We start from the raw sequence: 22619 nt of genomic DNA on the forward strand, positions 1-22619 counted from the left end.
GCGTTCAGGCGAGGGACGCGGCTCCGCCAGGCGTAGGGATCGGAGACCACGCGGCCCACGCGAGTCGGTATCGGATCTTCGGCGCTGGGCGCAGTCCGGAGCGGCGCGCGTGCCCGTCGCTTCGGCCGCCCAAGGGGCGGGCGTCGGCGTTCAGTCGCGGGGTTCCGGCCTGGCGGCGTCGGCGGCGTCGGCGGCGACGCGGGAGAGCAGGTCGTGCACCGCACGCCGCTCGGCAGCGGTGAGTGAGGCGAAGATCCGGTCCTCGATCTCGCGGTACCGGTGAGCCGACCGCTCGTGGGCGCGCACGCCGGAGGCGGACAGGGTGACGACGTGGCGTCGGCGATCACGCGGGTCGCGGCGCCGCTCCAGCAGTCCGTCGCGCTCCAGCTCGTTGAGCAGGCCCACGACGTTGCTCGGGTCCAGGCTGAGGGCCGCGCCGAGGTCGCGCTGGCTCATCGGTCCGCGGTCGCGGAGCAGCTCGAGAGCGATCACGTGCCGCGGTCGGAGCGTGGTGTCGTCGTCGTCCGCGGCCCGCTCCGCGGCTCGGCGGCTGATCCGCGCCAGGTGGGCGAGCAGCGGAACCAGCTCGGGGGTGTCGGCGACCATGACGAAAGCCTACAGTGAGGCAATCGTTTGTTATACACAAATGATTGAGGTATACCTGAGACATGACTCCGATGCCGACCGCCGTCACGGAACCTCGACGGGTGATCGGCGTCGAGGAGCACGCGTGGACCCCGGAGCTCCGCGATGCCCTGCTGCACTGGGGAGGCGACGACACGGTCGACCTGATGAGCTCCCAGGCGGACGTCGACGCACGCCTGCGCGAGCTCGGTGACGAGCGCCTGCGGCGCATGGATCGGCTCGGCGTCGACATGCAGGTGCTGTCCGTCACGACCCCCGGCACCCAACCGCTCCGCGCGGCGGAGGCGGTCCCGCTCGCGCGTGACGCGAACGACGCCCTGCTGGACGCCACGAGGCGGCACCCGGATCGCTTCGCCGCTTTCGCCACTCTTCCGACGCCCGACCCCGACGCCGCCGCGATCGAGCTGGACCGGGTGGTCCGAGCGGGCATGGTGGGCGCGATGCTCTTCCCCCGCACCGGCGAGGACCAGCTCGACCACCCGCGGTTCAGGCCCGTCTTCGAGAGCGCGGCAGAACTGGGTGTGCCGATCTACCTCCACCCCGGGGTGCCGCCGCGAGCCGTACGCGCCTCGCTCTACGACGGGTTCGACCCGTGGGTGTCGATGCTCCTCGCCACCGGCGGGTGGGGCTGGCACGCCGAGGCCGGTGTCGCCGTGCTCAGGCTGATCCTCGCCGGGACGTTCGACCGGCACCCGGACCTCCAGGTGGTGCTCGGTCACTGGGGTGAGCAGCTGGTGTCGTTCGCCGACCGAGCCGACCTGCTCAGCGGCGCTGCTGGACTCGAGCGGCCGGTGCTCGAGCAGGTCACCGACCACGTGCACGTGAGCGCCGGGGGAGTGATGAGCCACCGGATGATGCGCGCGGCGCTCGACGTGCTCGGCGCCGATCGGGTGATGTACGGCCACGACGATCCGTACGGCGCAGGTGCGGCCGGCCAGGCCGGCGCCGACTCGCGCGGTCGGTACGGCGGTCGTGACGGCGCCCGCCTGTTCGTCGAGGAGGCGCCCCTGTCCGATCCCGACAAGGCTCGTCTCGCCCATGTCAACGCCGAGCGGCTGCTCGGCCTCGCACCTGTGGAGGAGCACTCGTGAACCGCACCCCTGTGCCGATGCCGTCGGCGACCCCGGCGCCGATCCTGTCGGTCAAGCCGATCACCGTGGACGCGCCGGACCGCGGCAGCGACCTCCAGGTGCGCGTCGCGGCGCCGCTCGTCGGCGGCGGGCTGCCGGTCGTGCTCTTCGCCCACGGGTTCGGCTCGTCGCTGGACCTCTACGGCCCGCTGACCGACCACTGGGCTGCGCAGGGGATGGTGGTGGTGCAACCGACCTTCCTCGACTCGCGGACGCTGGACCTGCCGGTGGACGACCCGCGCGTGCCGCACGTCTGGCGCCGGCGGGTCGACGACCTGGTGCACGTCCTCGACCGGCTCGGCGAGCTGGTCGCCACCGTGCCGGGCCTGGCCGACCGGGTGGACCCGACCCGGGTCGCCGTCGCCGGCCACTCCTTCGGCGGGCAGAGCGCCGGACAGCTGCTGGGACTGAGGGTCGACGGCTCGGGCGGCGAGCCCGGTCCTGACCGGTCCGACCCCCGGGTGCGTGCCGGGGTCCTGCTGGCCACCGCCGGCCGCGGCGGTGACTCCCTCGCTCCCGGCACGGCCGAGGCGATGCCGTTCCTGAACGCTCGGTTCGACCAGATGAGCGCACCCGCCCTCGTGGTCGCCGGCGACCACGACGACTCGCCTCTCACGGTCCGCGGTCCGGCGTGGACCACCGATCCGTACCACCTCAGCCCTGGGCCCAAGTCGCTGCTGACCGTGCCCGGCGGCGAGCACTTCCTCGGTGGCATCGCCGGGTACGAGGCCGTCGAGAACACCGACCCCGACCCGGCTCGCCTCGCCCTCGTGCAGCGGGTGACGACCGCCTACCTGCGCGCCGCCCTGCTCGAGGAGTCGGCGGACTGGGAGCGCCTGCGAGCCGAGGACTCGGACGGCGTCCTCGTCTCGAAGTCCTGACCGGGCCTGGGGCCCCGCTCAGGGATGAGGAGCCGTCGGCGCCGGGGGTTGCGTCTGGCCGCCTGCGGTCGTTCGTCGCCGGCGCCGAGGTCGACACCCACGTTCCTTCACGCTGAACGAGGGCGCCGTGGACCGACTCGGGTACGTCATGGACCTGCGTCGCCGTGATCGCTCTGCTCAGCCCACTGGCGACATCGCGGAGCGGGGTGCGGGGACGTCGCCACCGAGCTTGTTCATCGGCGTCTTGTAGGTCTCCTTGCCCAGGGCGATCGCGGTGCCCGAGATCAGGCAGATCACCACGACCATCACCGAGACAGGAAGCCACCCGCTGGAGTCGCCGCCGGCGAGCGCCACGGCGATGGTGGGGCCGAAGCCGGCGAGGGCGAAGCCGAACTGGGTGCCGACCGCCATGCCCGAGAGCCGGACCTCGGTCGGGAAGATCTCCGAGTACGTCACCGGCCACACCGCGTTCGTCATGGCGTAGAGGAAGGAGTTGAACACGATGCCGGTGAGGAAGATCAGTGCGACGCTCCCCGACGTCACCGACCAGAAGAACAGCGACAGCGACACCGCGCACCCGACCTGGCCGGTGAGGAAGACCTTCTTGCGGCCGATCCGGTCCGAGAGGGCGCCGAAGTAGGGGATGGTGAAGATCGCGATGAAGTTGGAGACGATGGCCAGCCACAGCATCACGGTGCTGCTGACGCCGATGCCGTACTCGTCGCTGGTGGCGAACGCGAGGCCGAAGACGCTGAACAGCGTCCCGGTCGAGGCGATGAAGGCCGCGAAGAAGACGCGGACCACTCCACGCCAGTGGTCGCGGAAGAGCACCTTGAGCGGCACCGACGGCTTCTCGCCGCGTGCCTCCTCCGCCTCGAACTCCGGGGTCTCGTCCAGGCTGCGACGGATCAGGTAGCCGACCACCACGACCACCGCACTCAGCCAGAACGGCACCCGCCAGCCCCAGCTGAGGAGCTGGTCCTCGGAGAGGAAGGTGGACAGCGGCAGCACGATCGCCGGCGCGACGACCTGGCCGCTGACCGTGCCGGACAGCGTCCAGCTGGTGTAGTAGCCGCGCCGGTCCTCGGGAGCGTGCTCGAAGGACATCGAGTTGGCGCCGGCCTGCTCGCCGGACGCGGAGAGCCCCTGGAGGAGCCGCAGCAGGACCAGCAGGATCGGGGCCCACAGGCCGATCTGGCTGTACGTCGGCAGGCAGCCGATGAGGAACGTCGAGGCCCCCATCATCACCAGTGTGCCGACCATGACGCTCTTGCGGCCGACCCGGTCACCGATGTGTCCGCTGACGAACGAGCCGAACGGTCGCGCGACGTAGGCGACGCCGAAGGTGGCCAGCGACGCGAGCGTCCCGGTGGCCGGATCGGCGTCGTCGAAGAAGATCTTCGGGAAGACCAGCGCGGCGATCGTGCCGTACACGAAGAAGTCGTAGTACTCCAGCGTGCTGCCGATCCACGCGGCGATGGCGGCCTTGCGCGGCTGCTTCACGTAGGTGGTGGTGGTTGACATGGCGATCTCCGGTTCTCGGTGGGCGTGGAGAGGTGGGCTGGTCGGGAAGGACTAGTCCTGGCGGATCTTGTGGACGAGGGCCTCGAGTGCGCTGGAGTAGCCGCGCCACGCGGCTCCGGCGATGTAGACCGCGGCCGAGCCGGCGAAGATGTCCACCCGCTCCTTGGCGTCGATCGCGTGCCACTGCGAGATGTGCACGACGGCGAAGGGGAGCTCGGTGTCGCGCAGGGCGTCGAGCAGCGGGTAGCCGACCGAGCTGAACCCGGCCGGGTTGACGATCAGCGCGTCCAGCTCGTCCTGGTGCTCGTGGACGAAGTCCACGAGGACGTGCTCGGCGTTGGACTGCTGGTGGATGACCTCGACCCCGAGGGTCGCGGCGGTCTTCTCCACGTCGACGGTGATGTCGTCGAGGGTGTGGTGGCCGTACTTGGCCGGGTTGCGACGACCCAGCCGGTTCAGGTTCGACCCGTGAAGAACTGCGACCTTCATGATGGAGACTCCTGCGAGGATCGGGCGACGGCTCGAGCCGTCGGTGTACTAGAAATATATCGAGAGTGTGACGTACGTCAAGTTCGGAGTGTGTGCATGGCAGCGACCAAGTCCACGGAGGCCTACTCCCGCGTGCGCCGGGACATCGTCAGCGGGGTCATCCCGGCCAACGTCACCATCGACGAGGCCGAGCTGGGCCGTCGCTACGGACTGGGTCGGACCCCGATCCGCGAGGCGCTCAAGCAGCTGCGCAACGACCAGCTGCTGGTCTGGCCGGACCGCCGTTCCCCGTACGTCCCTGAGATCGGCGTCGGGCAGGTCCGTTCGCTCTACGAGGCGCGCACGATGTTCGAGACCCAGACCGCTGCGGTCGCCGCCGAGCGGATCACCGACACCGAGGCAGAGTCCCTGGACCGCCTGGTCGCCGAGGAGGCGGACCTGGTGGCCCGGGGGATGCCGTACGAGGCGGTCGAGGTCGACCTGCAGTTCCACCGCGGGGTCGCCGAGGCGACCGGCAACACGTTCCTCGTCGACGCCTCGACCAGGATCAACGTCTGCGCGCTGCGGATCTGGCACGACATGATCGCCACGGAGGAGATGCTCGCCACCGAGCACGCCGACATCGTCGAGGCGCTGCGCCGCCACGACGGCGACGGTGCGGCCGACGCCGCACGGCGGCACATCGCCAACGCCTACGAGCGCTACATCCGGATGACCTCGAGGATCCCCAGCCGTACGCGCTGATTCGCTGGGTGGGCTCCGCGCCCGCCCAGCGAGTCGCTCAACGGCAGAAGGGCTCGAGCCCGGCGGTGGACTTGATCCCGCCGACGATCAGCCGCTGGAACTCTCGCACCCCCGTCTCGGTGGAGGCAGGGTCGAAGTCGGTCTGCCCGTGGCCGAGCGTGGTGAGGAAGGCGCGGCCACCGTCGTAGTACTGGCACCACGCGACCGGGTGCTTCGAGCCGTGGCCCGGGTGGTGGTAGTTGCCGGTCACCCCCTGGGCGAGCGTCCCCTCGTCGACGGCGGCGAGGAAGCGCACCTTGGACGGGTAGGGCACGAGGTTGTACCACTCGTCGGTGAAGGCCCACCGCTTCGGCAGGTCCCGCGTCGAGACGTCCTTGCGGTCGGTCGTCCGGACGACGCCGGCCTGGTCGTGGCCGTGGTCGTAGAAGTTCGCGCCGCCGAGCAGGCCCTCGTACCAGGGCCAGTTGTACTCGGTGCCGAACGCGTTGTGGATGCCGACGAAGCCGCCGCCGCCGCGCACGTACTGCCGCAGCGAGGTCTGGGCGGCGTCGTCGAGGGTGTCCCTGCTGGTGCTCAGGAAGACGACGGCGTTGTACTTGAAGAGGTTCGCCGGCGACGCGAGCTGCGTGATGTCCTCGGTCCAGTCGACGCCGAACCCGTACTTCTTGCCCAGGGCGATCATGCCGTTCTGGGCGGCGTTGGCCTCGCTCAGCGTCGGGTCGAGGCCCGGCCCCAGCGCTGGCCCGAGGTTGGCGTGACGAGGCCCCGCCGTCCGGGTGTACAGCAGGACCTTGATGCCCTTGCTGGTGTCGAAGTTGCCCCAGTCGTGGTAGCACTTCGCGCTCGTTCCGCGGCACACGCCGTAGTCGGGGTCGCCCAGCTGCTTGGCGGCGGTCGACGGCTTCGACGCGGCCGTTGCCGCGCCGTACGTCGTCGTGCCCACCGCCGCGAGCGCCGCGGCCGCGAGCGCGACCAGCACTGTCTTCGTCCTGCTCATGGTCGTTCCACCTCGTTGTCTCCGGCGCCGCCCGTGGGGCTGGTCAGGGACCGCCGGCCGTACGCCGGTGCGACGGGCGGTGCTGGGTGACCGGGCCGGGTCCGTCTGGTGGGCCCTTGTGGTGATGCCGGTCACATCATATATTCCAAATATACACAGCCGGCTGGGACTGTCCAGCCCCACTCACTCGGGAGGACCCCATGCAACGCAGAACGTTCATCGCCGGATCGTCCACGGCGCTCGGTGGCGCCCTGGCGACGAGCCTGCTCGACCAGGCGCCCGCCCAGGCGGCGAGTCTGCTGGCCCCGGCCGCACAGCCCTCGGGTTTCGGTCCGGTGGGACCCGACTTCCCGAAGGTCTGCGGCGACTACGCCAACCAGAACCACTCCCCGCTCACCCAGATCACGCGGGGCAACGTCCGCCGCCTGGGCGGGGCGTGGCACCAGACGCTCGAGCCGGACAGCACCGGTCGCTCGCAGCAGAGCACCGTGGTCGCCGAGGCCGGCGTGCTGTACGTCCAGTCGGCCCAGCAGAACGTCTTCGCCGTCGACGGTCGGACGGGAAGGATCAGGTGGAAGACCAACGTCGGCACCGAGCAGATCAACATGCGTGGTGTCGCGCTGGACGGCAAGCGGGTCTTCACCATCTCCGGTGACAACCACGTGTACGCCCTCGACAAGGCGACCGGGGAGGTGGTCTGGAAGACGCTCCTGCTGACCGAGGACGCCGGCGGCGACGACAACGACGGCTGCGATCCCGAGAACGGCCAGTGCGGTGGCTCGGTCGGCTCGCTCGCGGGCGCCGTCGTGCACTGGGACGGTCTGATCTACGTCGGGATGCAGGGCAGCACGGCGGGCGCCAGAGGGCGGGCGTACGCCCTGGACGCGAAGACCGGGAAGCTGCGGTGGACCTTCTGGTCGGCCCCGGGACCCGGCGAGTTCGGTCACGACACCTGGGAGGGCGACAGCTGGAAGACCGGCGGCGCCGTCCCGTGGATCCACCCGGCGATCGACCCCGCTCTCGGGCTCGTCTACTGGACCTTCGGCAACCCCTACCCGCGGACGAACGGCGAGACCCGGGGAGGCGACAACCTGTTCGCCAACTGCATCGTCGCGCTCGACGCGAAGAGCGGAAAGCGCCAGTGGCACTTCCAGTCGGTCCATCACGACATCTGGGACTACGACAACGTGATGGCGCCGGTGCTGGCCGACGTCAAGGTCAAGGGTCGCAAGCGCAAGGTCGTCGTGTACGGCAGCAAGGTCGGGAAGTACTTCATCCTGGACCGTCGCAACGGCGACCCGATCCAGGGCCTCACCGAGCGGTCGGTGCCGCAGGACCCCCGGCAGAAGACCGCCAAGACGCAGCCGGAGCCGGAGGGGGAGTCCTTCCTCCCGCAGAAGCCGCGCTTCGACAACGCGACCCGGCCGGTGCCGTTCTACCCCGTCGGCGGGGTCTTCGACACCTTCTGGGACCGGGCGACCATCATCTTCCCGGGCGCGGGCGGTGGGGCCGACTGGGGCCACGTCTCGTTCAACCCGCACACCGGGTGGATCTACGTCGGCTACGGCCTGATCAACTCCGCGTACTCCAACACCTTGGAGGGCCGGGTCAACACCGCTCGGCCGTACGGCGAGTACTTCGGCGGCGGCATCGCCGCGGTCGACCCGCGGGACAACTCGGTGGTGTGGTCGATCGAGAAGGACTGGTCGCTGGCCCACGGCAACGGCATCCTCACCACGGGCGGACGCGTGATGTTCCAGGGTGGTCCGGACGGCGTGCTCCAGGCGATGGACGACGAGACCGCCGAGGTGCTCTGGGAGTTCCAGTGCGGGGCCGGGGTGCACACCAGCCCCATCGCGTACGAGGTCGACGGCGAGCAGTACCTCGCTGTCTTCGCCGGCGGGAACTCGCTGCCGTACCCCGACATCCCGAAGGGCTCGGAGCTGTGGGCCTTCAAGATCGGCGGGAAAGTCAAGCAGGCGGCCGCGCCGACGCCGCCCTCGAAACGCAACCAGATCCGCACCACGCCCGTCGACGCCGCCACCGCCGACAACACGGTCACGATCGGTCGGATCTGGGACGCCGCGGCGAAGAAGCCCGGTGGCGAGGAGAACCTGGTGGCGCAGAACGCGATGTCGCCGCAGGTGATGACGGTCCCGCGCGGCACGACCGTCACCTTCGTCAACCCGGCCGACAACAAGACTGCACACGGGGCCGTCGCGTTCTTCGACTACGAGTTCGACAGCGGCACCCTGATGCCGGGCGACACCTTCACGCACACCTTCGACACGACCGGGGAGTTCTTCTACAACGATCCCGTCTACCCGCAGAACACCGGCAAGATCGTCGTCGTCTGAGCACGGCGCGCCGTCCCGGGCGACCTGCCCGGGGCGGTGCGGGCGAGCCGCAGCGGCCCCTCTAGCGTCGACGGCATGGACACCCACTCCGCTCCACCCTCTGGGGGCACCGCCCTCGTCGTCGGCGCCACCGGGATCTCCGGGGCTGCCCTGTGCCGACGGCTGGTCGCCGACGGCTGGCGGGTGCTCGGCCTGTCCCGGCGCAGCCCTAGCAGCGTGGAAGGAGTGGAGCCGGTCCTGGCCGACCTGACCGACGCCGAGGCGCTGGCCGACTCGCTGGCGTCGTACGCCCCGACGCACGTGTTCCTCTGCGCCTGGGCCCGGCAGGAGACCGAGGAGCAGAACATCGAGGTGAACGCGGGCATCGTCCGCGACGTCCTCGCCGCGGTCCGCCCGGCCGGCAGCGTCCGGCACGTGGCGCTGGTGACCGGGCTCAAGCACTACCTCGGCCCGTTCGAGGCGTACGGCAAGGGCGAGATGCCCGACACGCCGTTCCACGAGGACGAGGAGCGGCTGCCGTACCCGAACTTCTACTACGCCCAGGAGGACGAGGTGCTCGCCGCGTCGGAGCGCGACGGGTTCACCTGGAGCGTGCACCGGGCGCACACGATGGTCGGGCGCGCGGTGGGCAACGCGATGAACATGGCGCAGACGCTGGCGGCGTACGCCGCGATCTGCCGTGAGACCGGGCGGCCCTTCACCTTCCCGGGCTCGCAGACCCAGTGGGACGGCCTGACCGACGTCACCGACGCCGACCTCCTGGCCGACCAGCTGGCGTGGGCGGCGACCGAGCCGGCGGCTGCGGACACGGCGTTCAACACCGCCAACGGCGACGTGTTCCGGTGGCGCTGGCTGTGGCCGCGGCTCGCCGAGCGGCTCGGGGTGGAGTGGGAGGGGTACGCCGACGCGCCCCGGCCGCTGGAGGAGCAGATGGTCGACGCCGCCGAGGTGTGGTCGGTCATCGCGCGACGCGAGGGGCTCGTCGCCGACGACGTGGATCGGGTCGCGTCCTGGTGGCACACCGACGCCGACCTCGGCCGGGAGATGGAGTGCCTGACCGACCAGACCCGCAGTCGTGAGCGCGGGTGGACGGGCTACCGCTCGACGCTGGCTTCGTTCCTGGACACCGTCGACGCGCTGGAGGCCGAGCGGGTCGTGCCGCAGGTGCGCTGAGCGTCGCGAGTGGCCCGGAAGCGGCCACCGGCCGGGTGGCAGCTTCGCGTTCCGCGGGCGAGTCGCGGAACCGGTAGGTTCGGCCGCACCATCCCCACTTTTCCGGAGGCGCACCAGCATGGACGTAGGCGGCATCTTCTCCGCGATCGTGGCGGGCATCGTGATCGGTGCGCTCGGCCGCCTGATCGTGCCCGGCAAGCAGGCGATCGGCTGGATCCTGACGATCTTCCTCGGTCTCGTCGGGGCGTTCGTCGGCGGCTACCTCGCCCAGGGCGTGAACGTCGACGTGTGGTGGCAGGTGCTGATCTTCCAAGTCGTCGTGGCCGCCGTGCTGGTGCTGCTGGTCAGCTCGCTGCTACGCAGCAGCAGCCGGAACCGCGCGCTGAAGAAGTAGTCGTGGCGCTGCGCACCGAGCACTGGGGCCCGGCCGACGGCCCGCGCGCGCTCCTGGTCCACGGGATCACCTCCTCGGCGGCGACCATGGAGGAGCTGGCCACGGCGATGGCCGCCGCCGGGTGGTCGTGCACGGCCGTCGACCTGCCCGGGCACGGAACGTCCGGGCCGGCGACGTCGTACGCCTTCGCGGACGTGGCCGACGCGATCCACGACCAGCTCGGCGGCGGCTTCGACCTGTACGTCGGACACTCGCTCGGCGGTGCCGTGGGGACGGTCCTGCTGGCCCGCCACCCCGACACCGCCGCCCGTGCGGTGCTGCTCGACCCCGCCCTCCTCGCGCCCCCGGAGCGGCTGCGGAGCATCGTCGACGGCGTGCTGCCGGCGAAGGAGGACGGCCCTGCCGAGGTGGCGGCCGCCAACCCGCGCTGGAGCCCGCGGACAGTCGAGCTGCGGGTCGAGGCGACGCAGGCCGTCGACCCGGACGCGGTCCGGGCCTTCGTCGAGGACAACGTCTGGGACGTCCGCGAGGACGCCGCACGGGTCACCGTGCCGGTGCGGGTGCTGGTCTCGACGAGCGACTCCGCGGTCGCCCCGCAGCTGCTCGACGAGCTGCCGGCGGCGAACCCGCTGTGGAGCTTCGAGACCGTCGCGGACACCGGGCACTCGCTGCACCGGGACCGGCCCGAGGCGGTGCTGGAGCGCGTGCTGGCGCAGTAGGGCGCCCGTACGTCGATCCTCCGCCCATCCGACTGGCGGGCGACCGGTGACGGGCGTGAGGTCGGCTCGACCACCGCACGGTGGGGCCGGGTCACGAGTCCAGCAGCCCGGGCTCGAAGAGCTCCTCCACGGACCACTGCCGGGAGAGCCCCTGCTCGTGGTGGTAGCGCAGGTACGTCTCCAGCTCGCTCCGGTTCGCCGTGATCCCGTACGGCCACCAGTCCTCGCCGAGGAGCGCGAGGTCGCGGTCCATCAGGTCGTTGGCCCAGGGCAGCATCGTGGTGACCTGGTAGAGCAGCCGCATCCGCCGGTAGCGGTCGGCCGCCTGCTTCTTGGCGGCGCTGAACGCGTCGTACGCCGCCCGCGCCAGGCCGGGCAGCTCCTCGAGCAGGTCGCGGCGCACCGCGACGGTGTGCATGATCGGGAACAGCCGGGTGCGCTCGTACCAGTCGCGCTCGACGGCGGGATAGTCCGGGAACAGGCGCCGCACCTCCGGACGTCCCTCGAGCGCGCTGGGCGGGACGTTCGCGGTGACCAGCGCGTCGATCTCACCGCTGAGGAGCATCTCGTCCAGCGAGCGGTCCTCGACGACGGTGAGGTCGACGTCGTCGGGCACGGGGTGGGTGGTGAAGCCGAAGGGCGAGGCCGGCCGGTCCAGCCCGGCGATCACCCACCGGCTGTCCTGGGGGCGGACGCCGTACTCGTCGGCGAGGATGCCCTTGGCCCACACGCCGGAGTCCTGGCCGAAGAGCCGGAACTCGCCGATGGTGCGACCCACCAGGTCCGCCGGCGACTCGATGCCGCTCGCGGCGTTGACGAAGAGGCTGGAGTGGCGGAAGACCCGGTTCGGGAAGATCGGCAGCGCGACGTACGGCGCCCCCGCCTCGATCGCTCTCAGCAGGAACGTCAGGCCCAGCTCGGAGACGTCCGTCTCGCCGTCGATGAACGCCTCGAAGACGTCGGGCAGCGTGGGGTACGTCCGCACCTCGGTGCCGCCGACCCCGTCGAGACCGTCGGTCTCCAGGCGCACGCTGCCGTCGAGCAGCGCGTGGGTGGTGTCGTAGTCGAAGGTGCCGATCCGCAGGGTCCGGTCGCTCATCGTGGTCTCCTCTCGGCCGGTCGTGCGCCGGCCCTCACCCACGACGCTGCGCCTCGCGACGGACACCGTCCACGTCCACCTCGGCAGGGCGATACCGATCGGGTATGCGCGGCGTACGGTCGGAGGGGTGGACCTCCGGTTGCTGGAGTACTTCGTCGCCGTCGCCGAGGAGCGCAGCATCGGTCGCGCCGCCGACCGGCTGGCGATGACCCAGCCGCCGCTGAGCCGCGCGGTGCAGCGGCTCGAGCGCGAGCTGGGTGTACGTCTCCTCGAGCGGACGAACGCGGGCGTCACCGTGACGCCGGCGGGGGAGGTGCTGCTGCGCGAGGCGATCGCCGTGCTCGACCGGGTCGACCTGCTCCGCCGGCGCGTGGCGCACGACGACCCGCGGCGGATCGCCGTCGGCACGCTGGCCGACGCCGCCGACCTGGTCGGTGCGCGACTGGTCGCGGCGTACCGCGAGCAGCGGCCGGACGTCACCGTCGAGGTGCACGAGGCGGACCTCTCCGACCCGACCGCAGGGCTGAGGTCGGGCCTGGTCGACGCCGCGATCACGCGGACGCCCTTCGACGACGACGGGCTGCAGCTGCGGGAGCTGGCGCGCCAGGAGGTCGGGCTGGTCGTCCGCGCGGAGGACCCGCTGGCCCGGGAGGAGGTGGTGCGTGTCGCGGACCTCGTCGACCGTCGCTGGGTACGCCTGCCCGAGGGCACCGACCAGCGGTGGCTGGACTACTGGACCGGCCCGGGCGGCGCGCCGCCCGACGTACCACCGGTCCGCACCATCTCCGAGTGCGTCCAGGGGGTGCTGTGGAACCAGATGACCGCCCTCGCCCCGCTCGACCAGGTGCTGCCCCCCGGGCTGGTGACCGTCCCGGTCACCGACCGCGAGCCGAACCTCATCGTGCTCGCGTGGCGCGCCGACGACCCGCACCCCCTGGTCCGGGCGCTCGTGGAGACCGCGGACCGGGTGCTCGGTCGCCCCGGTAGGACGGGCTGATCCGAGAGCGTCCGGGCCCGAGACGGCTCGGTGTCGGCGTCAGTCCAGCAGCCGACGCAGCGCGGCGGGGACGTCGGAGGGTGCGGACACGGTCTCCAGCCGCGCGTCGACCGCGCGGGCGAGCTCCCGGGCGGCCGCCGGGTCCGCGGCGGGGGCGAGGATCGCCAGCTCGTCGAGCAGGCCGGCGGCCGCGACCACGTCGTCGGGTGTCGTGGCCCGGCAGTCCGAGAGCAGGACGGTGCGCCGCCGGCGTGCGCTCGTGCGGCCGAGCTGGTCGGCGGCGGCGCGCAGGGCCGGGGCGAGGTGGGTGGTCCCGCGGCCGCGCAGGCCGAGGACGCGGTCCAGCACCTCCTCGCCGGTCCGTCCGTCACCCAGCGACCCCAGGGCGACGACGTCGTCGGCGAAGGTGAGCACCGCGCGCTGCTCGTGGGCCCGCAGCCAGAAGCCGGCCGTGGTCAGGCACGCGGTGGCGAGCGCCTCGCCGTCCATCGAGCCACTGCGGTCCAGCACCAGGCACCACGCGGTGCGCGAGGCGGACCAGCGGCGGCTCCACAGCTCGTCCGGCTCGAGGGCGTGACTCCCGGCGCGGGCCTGGGTCAGGTGGTCCATGCTGCGGTCGAGGTCCAGCTCGCCCTGGGGGTCGAGCCCGCGGACGCTGCGCATCCGGCCGGTGCCGCGGACGGTGGTCGGGGCGGTGCTGCGCGCCTCGCGCCACGCCAGCCGGTGGGCGAGCCGGCGCGCCTTCTCGCGCAGGCCCCGGTCGGTCGCGGTCGCCATCGCGGCGACCAGCTCCAGCGTCGTGTCCGGGTCGCGCCGGTGCGCCTCCTCGACGACGGACAGGTCCAGCTCGCCGACGTCGGGAGAGGCCTCGGCGAAGCCCGGACGCTGCTCGAGCGCGCGGCGCGGTGTCGTACGACGCGACTCCTGCGCGAGCCGCTCGTCGGCGGCGTCCCCCTCGAGGGCGGGCGCGTCCTGCGGCGTCAGGCCCGGCTGCTCGTCGGGCCGCCGGCTTTTCCCGGGTCGGTGTCGGGCGCGGGGGCGAACACCGACCACCACAGCTCGGTGACGACGTCCTCCGCGGTGCGCCCGGACCCCTCGCGCACGTCGATCCGCCCCGACAGGGCGAGCAGCGCGGCGTCCAGCCCGAGCGTCGGGTCGGTGGCGGGGAGCCCGCGCAGGGCGGCCAGCTCGCGTGCGACCAGGACGACGTCGATCGCGCCGCGCACCGACGACCCGACGCGGACGTCGCCGTGCTCGCGGGTGGCGCGCACGACGGCGACGACGTCGCCCACCCATGCGGCCGGCTCCGAGGTGGCGGTGCGCAGCAGCACGATCGCGGTCTCGTCCTCGGCGCCCTGGTAGCCGAGCACCAGCCGGCACATCCGGTCGCGGACGGCCTGGGAGATCCGGGCGGTGCCGACGGCGTCGTACGGGTTCATCGCGGCGACGAGCCGGAAGCCCGGCGCGGCGGCGATCGTGCCCAGCCGCGGCACGGTCAGCGTCCGCTCGCTCATCACGGTGACGAGCACGTTGAGGGTCTCCTCGGGGACCCGGTTCAGCTCCTCGACGTAGAGCAGCGACCCCTCGCGCAGCGCGCCGACCAGCGGACCGTCGACGAACACGGCCGGGTCGTAGCCGTCCTCGAGGAGCCGGGCCGGGTCGAAGTGCCCGACCAGGCGGGCCGGGGTCAGCTCGGCGTTCCCCTCGACGAGGACGAAGCCGACGCCGAGTCCCTCACCGACGGCGCGCAGCAGGGTCGACTTGCCGGTGCCGGGCGGGCCCTCGAGGAGGACGTGACGGTCGGCGGCCAGGGCGGCGAGCACCAGCTCGGACTCCCGGCGCCGACCCAGCACGTCGTCCCCGAGCCGCGCGAGCAGCGCTGCGGCGGACTCGGGGACGACGACGGGTGCGGCCAAGATCAGTCGTAGATGATGACGCCGCGGATGTTCTCCCCGTTGCGCATCGCCTCGTAGCCCTCGTTGACCTGGTCGAGGGTGTACGTCTGGGTGATCAGCTCGTCCAGCTTGAGCTTGCCCTGGAGGTACATCTCGAACATCCGCGGGATGTCGGTGCGGATGTTGCACGAGCCGAAGAGCGAGCCGACGACCTGCTTCTCGGTCAGCGTCAGGTCGATCGCCGGGATGGAGATGCCCATCTCGGTCGAGGGGTGCAGGTTGGTGATCACCAGCCGTCCGCGCTGCCCGAGCAGGGCGTACGCCTTCCCGACGTCCTCCGAGGAGCCCAGGCCCATCGTCATGATGACCTTGTCGAAGCCGCGGCCCCAGTGCACCTCCTCGCCCTTCTCGGCCGCCTCCTCCATCGAGGAGTACGAGTGCGTCGCGCCCATCGAGGTCGCGGTCTCCCGCTTGAGCTCGACCGGGTCGATCGCCACGACGGCGCGGGCGCCGGCCATCGCCGCCCCCTGGACCGCGTTCTGACCCAGCCCGCCGCAGCCGACGACGGCGACGTACTCGCCCGGGGACACGTCGGCGGTGTAGACCGCCGACCCCCAGCCGGTCAGGACGCCGCAGCCGAGCAGGCAGCCCTTGTCCAGCGGCCAGTCCTTGTCGACCTTCACCACCGAGGCCTGATTGACGACCGTGTGCTCGGCGAAGGTGCCGAGCAGGCACATCAGTCCGAGGTCCTCACCGTCCTTGCCGTGGTGGCGCGCGGTGCTGTCGGAGATCTGGAGGCCGGTGGGGTAGTGGGCGAGGGTCTCGCACTGGTTGGAGTGCCCGATGCTGCACATGTGGCAGTTGCCGCAGGCGGGGACGAAGCCGAAGACGACGTGGTCGCCCTCCTCGACGAAGGTCACGCCCTCGCCGACCTCCATCACGATCCCGGCGCCCTCGTGGCCGCCGATCACCGGAGCGCCGGGTACGACGCCGGCGAGGTCGCCGGTGTACACGTGCTCGTCGGAGTGGCACAACCCGGAGGCCACCATCTTCACCAGCACCTCGCCCTGCTTGGGCGGGTCGAGCTCGATCTCCTCGACGCTCCAGGGCTTCTCGACTTCCCTGAGGATCGCTGCGCGTGTCTTCATCAGGCCTCCGTTCGTGCGGGGTCTCCGCTGACCCCGTGGGGTGTGACGGAGACTACAGAGAGTGTGACCTGCGCAACAGGGTTGTCGAACGTCAGTCGCGGCGGGGCGGTCTCGGCACGAAGAACGAGACCTCGCGGCGGTAGGCGTCGTACCCCTCGCGGCCCTTCAGCCGCTCCTCCGACGGCTTGGCCCCCGAGCCCCAGACGAGCAGGTAGGTCATCACCGCGGGGGAGAGGAAGGTCCAGACCCCCGGCGACGCTGCGGCGGCGACGAGGTACGCGCCGTTCCACACGCACGAGTCGCCGAAGTAGTTCGGGTGCCGAGACCAGTTCCACACCCCGTCGCGGCAGATCGCGGGTCGCTCGTCGGCGTCGCGCTCGTAGAACGCGCTCTTCTGCCGGTCCGCGACCGCCTCCAGCGTCAGCCCGCCGAGGATGCCCGACGTACCGAGCGCGACGAGGACCCGGCCTGCCGGTCCGACCGGGCCGCTGGCCGCGGCGACCTGCACCGGCAGCCCGATCGCCCACTGGGCGACACCCTGGCCGACGAAGATCTTGAGCACCTTCACCGCCTCGGAGTCACCCTCGGTCAGCTCGGCGTACCGCTCGTCCTCCTCGTCGGTGCTCCGCACCCGGGAGAGCAGGTGGGAGCCGAGTCGCAGGCCCCAGGCGCCCAGGCCGGCGGCGAGGATCCCGCGCCGGGCCCGGTCACCGGTCCCGGCCAGCGCACTGCCGGCCGCCACGGCGGCGAGCCCCGGGCCCCAGGCGACGTCGACCACCATCAGCCGGCCGTCCCGGCGCGAGGCGACGTACGCCGCCGCCTGGGTCGCGACCGCGATGCCGGCCGAGGTGAGGGTCGTGCGCGCGAAGCCCCTCGCGTCGAGTGCCATCCGAGCCCTCCCTCTCGTCGGCGACCAGCCTCGTGCGCCGGCCGGTCGTCGCGTCACACCCGAAGGGCCGAGCCGCTCCCCGGTCGCGGTCGGCGCCCGGTGGACCCGACCGGGCCCCCGCGTGACGGCGGTCGGCACGATGGCCTCGTGGACCTCGCCCTTCTCCTGCCGACCGTGGCCTGCGGCGTGCTCGGCACGCTCGCCCTGCGAGCCTCGGACGGTCTGCGGCGCGGGCGGCCGACGCTTCTCGCCGCCGTCCTGTTCGTCGGTGCCACCGTCGGTCTGGGGCGGCTCACGCTCACCTCGCCCGTGGGTGCGGTCTACGCGGTCTGGGCGGGGCTGGCCGCCGTCACGCTGCTGGTGGTCGACCGGCTGGTGTTCCGCGAGCAGCTGCGGGCCGTGCACGTGGCGGGCGTGCTGGTCGTGCTCGCCGGCGTCGTCGTGATCGACCTGCAGCAGTGACGGCGCCGATCGTGGCGGCGTACCACCGGCTGGTGCTGACCCGTGCCCAGGCGTGGACCGTGCTGCTGGCCGCGGTCGCGTGCGACACCGGTGCCTCGCTGGCGGTCGCCGGGTCCCACGGCCTGACCCGGGTGGTTCCCGCGGGGCTCGCGCTGCTCGGCTTCGCCCTGGCCAACGTGCTGCTGGCCAAGGTGGTCCAGGTGGTGCCGACCTCGATCGCGTACGCCGTGGCGACGGGAGCGGGTGCCGTCGTCGTCGCCCTCGGCGGACGGCTGCTGCTCGGCGACGAGCTCGGCGCCGGGACCTGGGCGGGGATCGGCCTGGTCGTCGCGGGCACGGTCGTGCTCAACCGTGCCGACGCCCGGGCCGATCGCTAACGAGAGCGCCAGCGCGCCCGGTCGTCGCCGGGCTTGGTGGAGCAGCCCATCGGGGTGCCCGCGGTCGTGACGCCCGTGGCGCCGACCGGGGTGCAGAACGCGCCGGGGTGGACGACCTGGCTGCCCGACGAGGCACCCGTGTCGGCGAAGCCGCGGGGGGCGCTGTCGTCGCGGGTCTCGGTACGGGTCTCCGCCCGTGCCTCGGTGCGGACCCGGGTGCGGGGCAGCGGCGCGCGGGTGGGGGCCGCGCCCGGACCGGGGAGGGCCAGGTCGCCGCAGCGGCTGAGGACGCGGACCATCGCGTCGCGCTCGGCCGGGGTCACGCGCAGGCGGTACTTCTGCTTCACCGCGACCTGCCGGGCGACGTACGCGCAGCGGAAGGCCTTGTTCGCCGGCAGCCAGGTGGCCGTGTCGCCGTCCCCCTTCTGGCGGTTGGCGCTCGCGTCGACGGCCAGCAGCTCGAGCGGGTCGTTGGCCAGCGCGTACCGCTTGGCCGGCCCCCACTGCGCCGCGCCCGTCTGCCAGGCGTCGCCGAGGGCGACGACGTGGTCGACGTCGAGCTCGCTGGCTCCGCCGACCTCGAACCGGATGTCCCGGCCGGTGTACGGGTCGGGTGCGCGGGTGCCGGCCAGCACCTTGCAGTCGTTCTTCATCACGCGGTCCACCAGGTCGCGTCGGAGCACGTCGTTGCGGGTGTCGCAGCCGTTGCGGTCGGCGTCGTACCAGGCCTGGCCGAAGGCGTCACGGTCGTAGCCGGTCATCGGTCCGCGGCCGCCGACGACGAGCGTCGACACGGCGGCAAGGGCGCTGCCCGGGCCGGGGGGCGGCGTCGCGGCGCTGGCGGGGGCGCTCGGCGCCGCCTCGGTCGCCGTGGCGGTGGACGGTGTCGGCGTCGACCCCGCGCGGTCCTCGGCGACCGTGATGCTGCCGGGTGCTCGTCCTTGCGAGGTGTGCTCGGTGGACGGCAGCGCCGCGCACCCGGTGAGGGTGCCGACGAGGGCCAGGGAGGCCAGCAGGCGGGCGGGGGCGGGGGAGGGCACGACGTACTCCGAGAGGTGGCGGGGCGAGGCAGACGTACCGTAGTTCGGGTCCGCCCGGTTTCGGGCGGTTTTGCCGTGACCGGCGGCCCCGGATGCCGTCCTCAGTGCCGGCCGGAGCAGCGCTCCTCGGTGAGGTTGTCCCGCGCCCAGTCACCGAGCGCCTCGAGGGCGGGGAGCAGTGCCTCGCCGGCGTCGGTGAGGGCGTACTCGACCGTGACGGGCGGGCCGGGGTCGACCGACCGCGCGACCAGCCCCGCGTGGGCGAGCTCGCTGAGCCGGTCGGAGAGCACCGAGTCGCTGATCCCGAGGCCGCGCTTGAGGTCGGCGTACCCGGCAGGACCTGCGCCGAGGAGGCTGAGCAGCATCCCGTTCCACCGCTTGCCGAGGAAGCCGAAGGCCCGGGAGAGCGCCGCGTCGCACGCCCGGGGCTGGTGCTCGACGGGGGCGCGACGGGTCATGTGACCGAGGGTACAGGGCTGCGGAAGTTGATGTAACTTTTAATATCGAAGTAACATCGGAATCCAGACCACCTCGATCGAGGAGACACCATGACCACCAGCACGCTGGAGACCCTGTCCGAGACCGGCCGCTCCCTGCTGTTCAGCGAGGCGCGCACGGCCAACACCTTCGCCGACGTCCCGGTCGGCGACGAGCAGCTGCGCAGCATCTGGGAGCTGGCGCGGTTCTCGCCGACGATGGCCAACAGCCAGCCGCAGCGCGTGCTGTTCGTCCGTACGCCCGAGGGCAAGCAGCGCCTGGCCGTCCACCTGGCCGAGGGCAACCGGGCCAAGGCGCTCGGCGCTCCCGTGGTCGCGGTGCTCGCCTACGACACCGACTTCCACCAGCAGTTCCCGACCACGTTCCCCGCGCGGGGCGAGGCGTTGAAGGAGCAGTTCGGCGGCATGGACGAGGAGGCGCGCGGCCACGTCGCGAAGTACAGCGCCGCCCTCGCCACCGGTGTGCTCCTGCTCGCGATCCGCTCGCACGGCCTGGCGGCCGGCCCGATGGCCGGCTTCGACGCGGCCGGCATCGACGAGGAGTTCTTCGCCGGCACCACGTGGCACAGCCACCTGGTGGTCAACATCGGCCACCCCGGCAGCGACCCGTGGTTCGACCGGCTCCCGCGAGTCGACGTCGACGACGCGCTCGCCTGGGCCTGACCCGCGGGCTCTCCCGGGTGGGCGAGGTCACCGCCGGCGCGGCGAGGAGGCCACCGCGCGGCTTGTAGATTCGAGGCCGTGAGTCCGGCTCGTCGTACGTCCCTCGCCCTCGCCGCGGCCGTCGTCGCCGCGCTCGCACTCGTCGGGTGCGGGAGCACGACCCAGGAGTCCGGCTCGGGCGGCTCCGGTGGCGCCGCGACGGTGGAGGGCACGGGAGGCGGCAGCGTCGCGGACCGCGCGTTCTCGTCCGAGCCGACGCCGAAGCCGGCACCCGCGGGCACCGTCACGAACGCCGACGGCAGCACGTTCTCCTACCGGTCCGCGCCGAAGGGGAAGCTGACGCTGGTCTACTTCGGCTACACCAACTGCCCCGACGTCTGCCCGACGACGATGGCCGACATCGCCTCCGCGCTGGCGAAGCTGCCCGACGACGTCGCCGACAAGGTCGACGTCCAGCTCGTCAGCACGGACCCCCGCCGTGACACCGACCCGCAGATCACGCAGTGGCTGGCCGGGTTCGACCCGTCGTTCAAGGGCGGGCGGGCGCCGATCGACCAGGTGGTCACCCAGGCGCGGGCGTACGGCATCGGCATCTCCCCGCCGACCACCGTCAAGGGCGACTACGAGGTCACCCACGGCGCCCAGGTGCTCGCCCTGGCACCGGGCGGCGGCGAGGTCGGCTACTTCCGTGAGCTGGCCGGGCCCGAGGGCTACGCCGCCGTGCTGCCGGGACTGGTGAAGAAGTGGGCGTGAGCCGCACGGTCGCGGCCGTCGCCTCGCTCGCGCTCCTGGCCGGTACGGCGGCGTGCGGCAGCGGTGACGACGCGCCCGCCGCCGACGACCGCTACGGCCACGCCGCGACGGGCGACCTCGCGCTGACCGACGGCTGGGCCACCGAGGCGCCGAAGGCCCCGACGTCGTCGGGCGACGCCACGGACATGGGGAGCACGATGAGCGCGGTGAGTGGCGCGTACTTCACCCTGACCAACGACGGCGACACCGACGACGCGCTCGTGGGCGTCTCGACCGACGCAGCGTCGCAGGCTCAGCTGCACACCACCGAGTCCACCGGGGGCGGCACCGGCGGCACGATGAAGCAGGTGGCCCGCGTCCCCGTCCCGGCCGGGAAGAGCACCCGGCTGACGGTGGGCGGCTACCACGTCATGCTGATCTCGCCGACCCGTGCGCTCAGCGCCGGGGACGAGGTGTCGCTGCGGCTCCGCTTCGCCTCCGGTGCGGACCTCGACGTCACCGTGCCCGTCCTCGACCGCGCGGACCGACCGTCGTGACCGGCCCCGCTCTCGGCGTGCTGCTCCCGCTCGACGGCATGGACGGGATGGGTGACCACATGATGGGCATGTCCGGCCCGATGTGGATGCCGTCCCTGCCGCCCACCTTCGAGCGGCTGGTATCGATCCACCTGCAGCCGGTGCCCCTGCTCCCGGTGCTGGCCCTGATCGGGCTGGGGCTCTACGTCTGGGGGATCCTGCGGCTGCGCCGCCGGGGCGCGCGCTGGTCGTGGGGTCGGACGGTGTCGTACGTCGCCGGCGTCGTGATCACCCTGCTCGCCACCTCGACCGGCGTCGAGGGCTACGGCATGTCGCTGCTGAGCGTCCACATGGTCCAGCACATGACGCTGGTGATGGTCGTGCCGATCCTGGTGCTGGCCGGCGCCCCGATCACGCTGGCGCTGCGGGCGCTCCCGGCGGCCGGACAGGGCGCCGGCGTGCGCCGAGGGCTCGTACGCCTGCTGGGCAGCCGGTTCCTGCGGGTGCTGACCTCGCTGCCGGTGCGCTGGCTGTTCTTCCTGTCCGCGCTGTACGGCATCTACTTCACCCCCGCCTTCGACGGCCTGATGGCCACCGTGTGGGGCCACAACCTGATGCTGCTGCACTTCGTCGCGACCGGGCTGATCTTCTTCGGCCCGCTGGTCGCGGTCGACCCGTGGCCGCACGTGCCGTCGCCGATCGTGCGCCTGCTGGAGGCGCTGGCCTCGACGCCGTTCCACGCGTTCTTCGGGATCGCGCTGATGAGCGCGCCGGACCTGATCGTCGACTTCTACCGCAACCCGCCGGCGTCGTGGGGCATCGACGTCCTGCACGACCAGGCGGTCGCCGGCGGCATCGCCTGGGCCACCTCGGAGGTCCCGACCCTGCTGCTGGCGGGCGTGATCCTGGTGGAGTGGATCCGCTCGGACAAGCGCGAGGCGGCCCGGCACGACCGAAGTGAGGACCGGACCGGCGACGCCGCGCTGACGGCGTACAACGAGCAGCTGGCCGCGATGGCCCGGCGGGACGCGTCCCTGCGCTGAGTCGGGGGTGGTCAGCGCTTGCGGATCGCCAGCATCAGCAGCGCCGGCAGGCCGAGCAGCACGACGACCAGCAGGATGAAGAAGTGCAGCGGCGTGAAGCCGTTGCCCAGGACCAGGACCGGGAGCACCACGGGCCTCCTCGAGAGGAATCTCGGGCCGGTCCGGTGACCGGCCCCGGTCGATCAAAC

General features: G+C 72.3%; 25 protein-coding genes. 14 read left to right on the forward strand and 11 right to left on the reverse strand.

Annotation, left to right across the window (positions count from 1 at the left end):
* Positions 1 to 150 precede the first annotated feature (150 nt).
* Complete coding sequence (locus IEX42_RS12425) at positions 151 to 606, reverse strand: MarR family winged helix-turn-helix transcriptional regulator (protein ID WP_188780049.1); 456 nt, start codon at positions 604 to 606, stop codon at positions 151 to 153.
* A 62-nt stretch (positions 607 to 668) separates the two neighbouring features.
* Between IEX42_RS12425 and IEX42_RS12430 the strand changes: the two genes are divergently transcribed.
* Both IEX42_RS12430 and IEX42_RS12435 read left to right on the forward strand, forming a co-directional pair.
* Positions 669 to 1736, forward strand: a complete 1068-nt coding sequence (locus IEX42_RS12430) for an amidohydrolase family protein (RefSeq protein ID WP_229660828.1) — start codon at positions 669 to 671, stop codon at positions 1734 to 1736.
* On the forward strand, positions 1733 to 2656 hold the full coding sequence (locus IEX42_RS12435; protein ID WP_229660829.1) for an alpha/beta hydrolase family protein: 924 nt from the start codon (positions 1733 to 1735) through the stop codon (positions 2654 to 2656). The genes IEX42_RS12430 and IEX42_RS12435 overlap by 4 nt, the downstream gene beginning before the upstream one ends.
* 177 nt (positions 2657 to 2833) lie before the next feature.
* Here the strand turns inward: IEX42_RS12435 and IEX42_RS12440 are convergent, their stop codons facing one another.
* Together IEX42_RS12440 and IEX42_RS12445 are read right to left on the reverse strand one after the other, a co-directional pair.
* Positions 2834 to 4180 carry an MFS transporter gene (locus tag IEX42_RS12440; RefSeq protein ID WP_188780050.1) on the reverse strand — a complete coding sequence of 449 codons (1347 nt, stop codon included), beginning with the start codon at positions 4178 to 4180 and terminating at the stop codon, positions 2834 to 2836.
* A 51-nt stretch (positions 4181 to 4231) separates the two neighbouring features.
* Positions 4232 to 4669, reverse strand: a complete 438-nt coding sequence (locus IEX42_RS12445; protein ID WP_188780051.1) for a type II 3-dehydroquinate dehydratase — start codon at positions 4667 to 4669, stop codon at positions 4232 to 4234.
* A gap of 96 nt (positions 4670 to 4765) precedes the next feature.
* On the opposite strand from IEX42_RS12445, the gene IEX42_RS12450 reads away from it, so the two are divergent.
* On the forward strand, positions 4766 to 5413 hold the full coding sequence (locus IEX42_RS12450) for a GntR family transcriptional regulator (protein ID WP_188780052.1): 648 nt from the start codon (positions 4766 to 4768) through the stop codon (positions 5411 to 5413).
* A gap of 37 nt (positions 5414 to 5450) precedes the next feature.
* Here IEX42_RS12450 and IEX42_RS12455 read toward each other — a convergent pair whose 3' ends face one another.
* Positions 5451 to 6410: a ThuA domain-containing protein gene (locus IEX42_RS12455; protein ID WP_188780053.1), complete on the reverse strand. Its 960-nt coding sequence runs from the start codon at positions 6408 to 6410 to the stop codon at positions 5451 to 5453.
* 200 nt (positions 6411 to 6610) lie between these two features.
* Between IEX42_RS12455 and IEX42_RS12460 the strand changes: the two genes are divergently transcribed.
* The 4 genes from IEX42_RS12460 to IEX42_RS12475 all read left to right on the forward strand — a co-directional run bounded on the left by IEX42_RS12460 (position 6611) and on the right by IEX42_RS12475 (position 11053).
* Complete coding sequence (locus tag IEX42_RS12460; RefSeq protein ID WP_188780054.1) at positions 6611 to 8767, forward strand: outer membrane protein assembly factor BamB family protein; 2157 nt, start codon at positions 6611 to 6613, stop codon at positions 8765 to 8767.
* Positions 8768 to 8842: 75 nt separating this feature from the next.
* Complete coding sequence (locus IEX42_RS12465) at positions 8843 to 9940, forward strand: SDR family oxidoreductase (protein WP_188780055.1); 1098 nt, start codon at positions 8843 to 8845, stop codon at positions 9938 to 9940.
* Positions 9941 to 10058: 118 nt separating this feature from the next.
* On the forward strand, positions 10059 to 10334 hold the full coding sequence (locus IEX42_RS12470; protein ID WP_188780056.1) for a GlsB/YeaQ/YmgE family stress response membrane protein: 276 nt from the start codon (positions 10059 to 10061) through the stop codon (positions 10332 to 10334).
* Between the two features lie 2 nt (positions 10335 to 10336).
* Complete coding sequence (locus IEX42_RS12475; protein WP_188780057.1) at positions 10337 to 11053, forward strand: alpha/beta fold hydrolase; 717 nt, start codon at positions 10337 to 10339, stop codon at positions 11051 to 11053.
* A gap of 91 nt (positions 11054 to 11144) precedes the next feature.
* Here the strand turns inward: IEX42_RS12475 and IEX42_RS12480 are convergent, their stop codons facing one another.
* On the reverse strand, positions 11145 to 12152 hold the full coding sequence (locus IEX42_RS12480) for an ABC transporter substrate-binding protein (RefSeq protein WP_188780058.1): 1008 nt from the start codon (positions 12150 to 12152) through the stop codon (positions 11145 to 11147).
* A 127-nt stretch (positions 12153 to 12279) separates the two neighbouring features.
* On the opposite strand from IEX42_RS12480, the gene IEX42_RS12485 reads away from it, so the two are divergent.
* A complete protein-coding gene (locus tag IEX42_RS12485; protein ID WP_188780059.1) occupies positions 12280 to 13149 on the forward strand; it encodes a LysR family transcriptional regulator in 870 nt (289 codons plus the stop codon).
* Positions 13150 to 13188: 39 nt separating this feature from the next.
* Here IEX42_RS12485 and IEX42_RS12490 read toward each other — a convergent pair whose 3' ends face one another.
* The 4 genes from IEX42_RS12490 to IEX42_RS12505 all read right to left on the reverse strand — a co-directional run bounded on the left by IEX42_RS12490 (position 13189) and on the right by IEX42_RS12505 (position 17081).
* On the reverse strand, positions 13189 to 14202 hold the full coding sequence (locus tag IEX42_RS12490; protein ID WP_188780060.1) for a vWA domain-containing protein: 1014 nt from the start codon (positions 14200 to 14202) through the stop codon (positions 13189 to 13191).
* Positions 14130 to 15065 (reverse strand): AAA family ATPase, encoded by a 936-nt coding sequence (locus tag IEX42_RS12495; RefSeq protein WP_188780061.1) that lies wholly within the window; start codon positions 15063 to 15065, stop codon positions 14130 to 14132. Before IEX42_RS12495 ends, IEX42_RS12490 begins: the two co-directional genes overlap by 73 nt.
* Before the next feature lie 2 nt (positions 15066 to 15067).
* The gene (locus tag IEX42_RS12500) at positions 15068 to 16192 is read right to left on the reverse strand and encodes an NDMA-dependent alcohol dehydrogenase (protein ID WP_188780062.1); all 1125 of its coding nucleotides are present in this window, start codon (positions 16190 to 16192) and stop codon (positions 15068 to 15070) included.
* Positions 16193 to 16283: 91 nt separating this feature from the next.
* The gene (locus tag IEX42_RS12505) at positions 16284 to 17081 is read right to left on the reverse strand and encodes a DUF1295 domain-containing protein (RefSeq protein WP_188780063.1); all 798 of its coding nucleotides are present in this window, start codon (positions 17079 to 17081) and stop codon (positions 16284 to 16286) included.
* Between the two features lie 147 nt (positions 17082 to 17228).
* On the opposite strand from IEX42_RS12505, the gene IEX42_RS12510 reads away from it, so the two are divergent.
* Entirely contained in the window at positions 17229 to 17543 is a 315-nt protein-coding gene (locus IEX42_RS12510) for a DMT family transporter (RefSeq protein WP_188780064.1), read from the forward strand.
* Positions 17540 to 17920: a DMT family transporter gene (locus tag IEX42_RS12515; RefSeq protein WP_188780065.1), complete on the forward strand. Its 381-nt coding sequence runs from the start codon at positions 17540 to 17542 to the stop codon at positions 17918 to 17920. Before IEX42_RS12510 ends, IEX42_RS12515 begins: the two co-directional genes overlap by 4 nt.
* Here IEX42_RS12515 and IEX42_RS12520 read toward each other — a convergent pair.
* Together IEX42_RS12520 and IEX42_RS12525 are read right to left on the reverse strand one after the other, a co-directional pair.
* A complete protein-coding gene (locus IEX42_RS12520) occupies positions 17917 to 18960 on the reverse strand; it encodes an HNH endonuclease family protein (protein ID WP_229660830.1) in 1044 nt (347 codons plus the stop codon). The two genes, IEX42_RS12515 and IEX42_RS12520, sit on opposite strands and share 4 nt — an antisense overlap.
* A gap of 101 nt (positions 18961 to 19061) precedes the next feature.
* Entirely contained in the window at positions 19062 to 19418 is a 357-nt protein-coding gene (locus IEX42_RS12525) for a winged helix-turn-helix transcriptional regulator (protein WP_188780066.1), read from the reverse strand.
* 90 nt (positions 19419 to 19508) lie between these two features.
* Here IEX42_RS12525 and IEX42_RS12530 point away from each other — a divergent pair, with 90 nt between their 5' ends.
* The 4 genes from IEX42_RS12530 to IEX42_RS12545 all read left to right on the forward strand — a co-directional run bounded on the left by IEX42_RS12530 (position 19509) and on the right by IEX42_RS12545 (position 22431).
* The gene (locus IEX42_RS12530; protein WP_188780067.1) at positions 19509 to 20120 is read left to right on the forward strand and encodes a malonic semialdehyde reductase; all 612 of its coding nucleotides are present in this window, start codon (positions 19509 to 19511) and stop codon (positions 20118 to 20120) included.
* Positions 20121 to 20198: 78 nt separating this feature from the next.
* On the forward strand, positions 20199 to 20873 hold the full coding sequence (locus IEX42_RS12535) for an SCO family protein (protein ID WP_188780068.1): 675 nt from the start codon (positions 20199 to 20201) through the stop codon (positions 20871 to 20873).
* Positions 20870 to 21409, forward strand: coding sequence for a copper chaperone PCu(A)C (locus IEX42_RS12540; RefSeq protein ID WP_188780069.1), 540 nt, complete (start codon positions 20870 to 20872; stop codon positions 21407 to 21409). Before IEX42_RS12535 ends, IEX42_RS12540 begins: the two co-directional genes overlap by 4 nt.
* Entirely contained in the window at positions 21406 to 22431 is a 1026-nt protein-coding gene (locus IEX42_RS12545) for a cytochrome c oxidase assembly protein (protein ID WP_229660831.1), read from the forward strand. Before IEX42_RS12540 ends, IEX42_RS12545 begins: the two co-directional genes overlap by 4 nt.
* Positions 22432 to 22619: the final 188 nt, after the last annotated feature.

Origin of the sequence: Marmoricola endophyticus, assembly GCF_014644415.1 — a bacterium.
In the GTDB taxonomy this organism is placed as follows: Bacteria; Actinomycetota; Actinomycetes; order Propionibacteriales; family Nocardioidaceae; genus Marmoricola; species Marmoricola endophyticus.

Coding starts and splice junctions, on each gene's coding strand:
- IEX42_RS12465 (WP_188780055.1), top strand. CDS start 8,843: ATGGACACCCACTCCGCTCCACCCTCTGGGGGCACCGCCCTCGTCGTC.
- IEX42_RS12470 (WP_188780056.1), top strand. CDS start 10,059: ATGGACGTAGGCGGCATCTTCTCCGCGATCGTGGCGGGCATCGTGATC.
- IEX42_RS12460 (WP_188780054.1), top strand. CDS start 6,611: ATGCAACGCAGAACGTTCATCGCCGGATCGTCCACGGCGCTCGGTGGC.
- IEX42_RS12505 (WP_188780063.1), bottom strand. CDS start 17,081: ATGGCACTCGACGCGAGGGGCTTCGCGCGCACGACCCTCACCTCGGCC.
- IEX42_RS12455 (WP_188780053.1), bottom strand. CDS start 6,410: ATGAGCAGGACGAAGACAGTGCTGGTCGCGCTCGCGGCCGCGGCGCTC.
- IEX42_RS12525 (WP_188780066.1), bottom strand. CDS start 19,418: ATGACCCGTCGCGCCCCCGTCGAGCACCAGCCCCGGGCGTGCGACGCG.
- IEX42_RS12530 (WP_188780067.1), top strand. CDS start 19,509: ATGACCACCAGCACGCTGGAGACCCTGTCCGAGACCGGCCGCTCCCTG.
- IEX42_RS12480 (WP_188780058.1), bottom strand. CDS start 12,152: ATGAGCGACCGGACCCTGCGGATCGGCACCTTCGACTACGACACCACC.
- IEX42_RS12430 (WP_229660828.1), top strand. CDS start 669: ATGACTCCGATGCCGACCGCCGTCACGGAACCTCGACGGGTGATCGGC.
- IEX42_RS12425 (WP_188780049.1), bottom strand. CDS start 606: ATGGTCGCCGACACCCCCGAGCTGGTTCCGCTGCTCGCCCACCTGGCG.
- IEX42_RS12440 (WP_188780050.1), bottom strand. CDS start 4,180: ATGTCAACCACCACCACCTACGTGAAGCAGCCGCGCAAGGCCGCCATC.
- IEX42_RS12450 (WP_188780052.1), top strand. CDS start 4,766: ATGGCAGCGACCAAGTCCACGGAGGCCTACTCCCGCGTGCGCCGGGAC.
- IEX42_RS12445 (WP_188780051.1), bottom strand. CDS start 4,669: ATGAAGGTCGCAGTTCTTCACGGGTCGAACCTGAACCGGCTGGGTCGT.
- IEX42_RS12500 (WP_188780062.1), bottom strand. CDS start 16,192: ATGAAGACACGCGCAGCGATCCTCAGGGAAGTCGAGAAGCCCTGGAGC.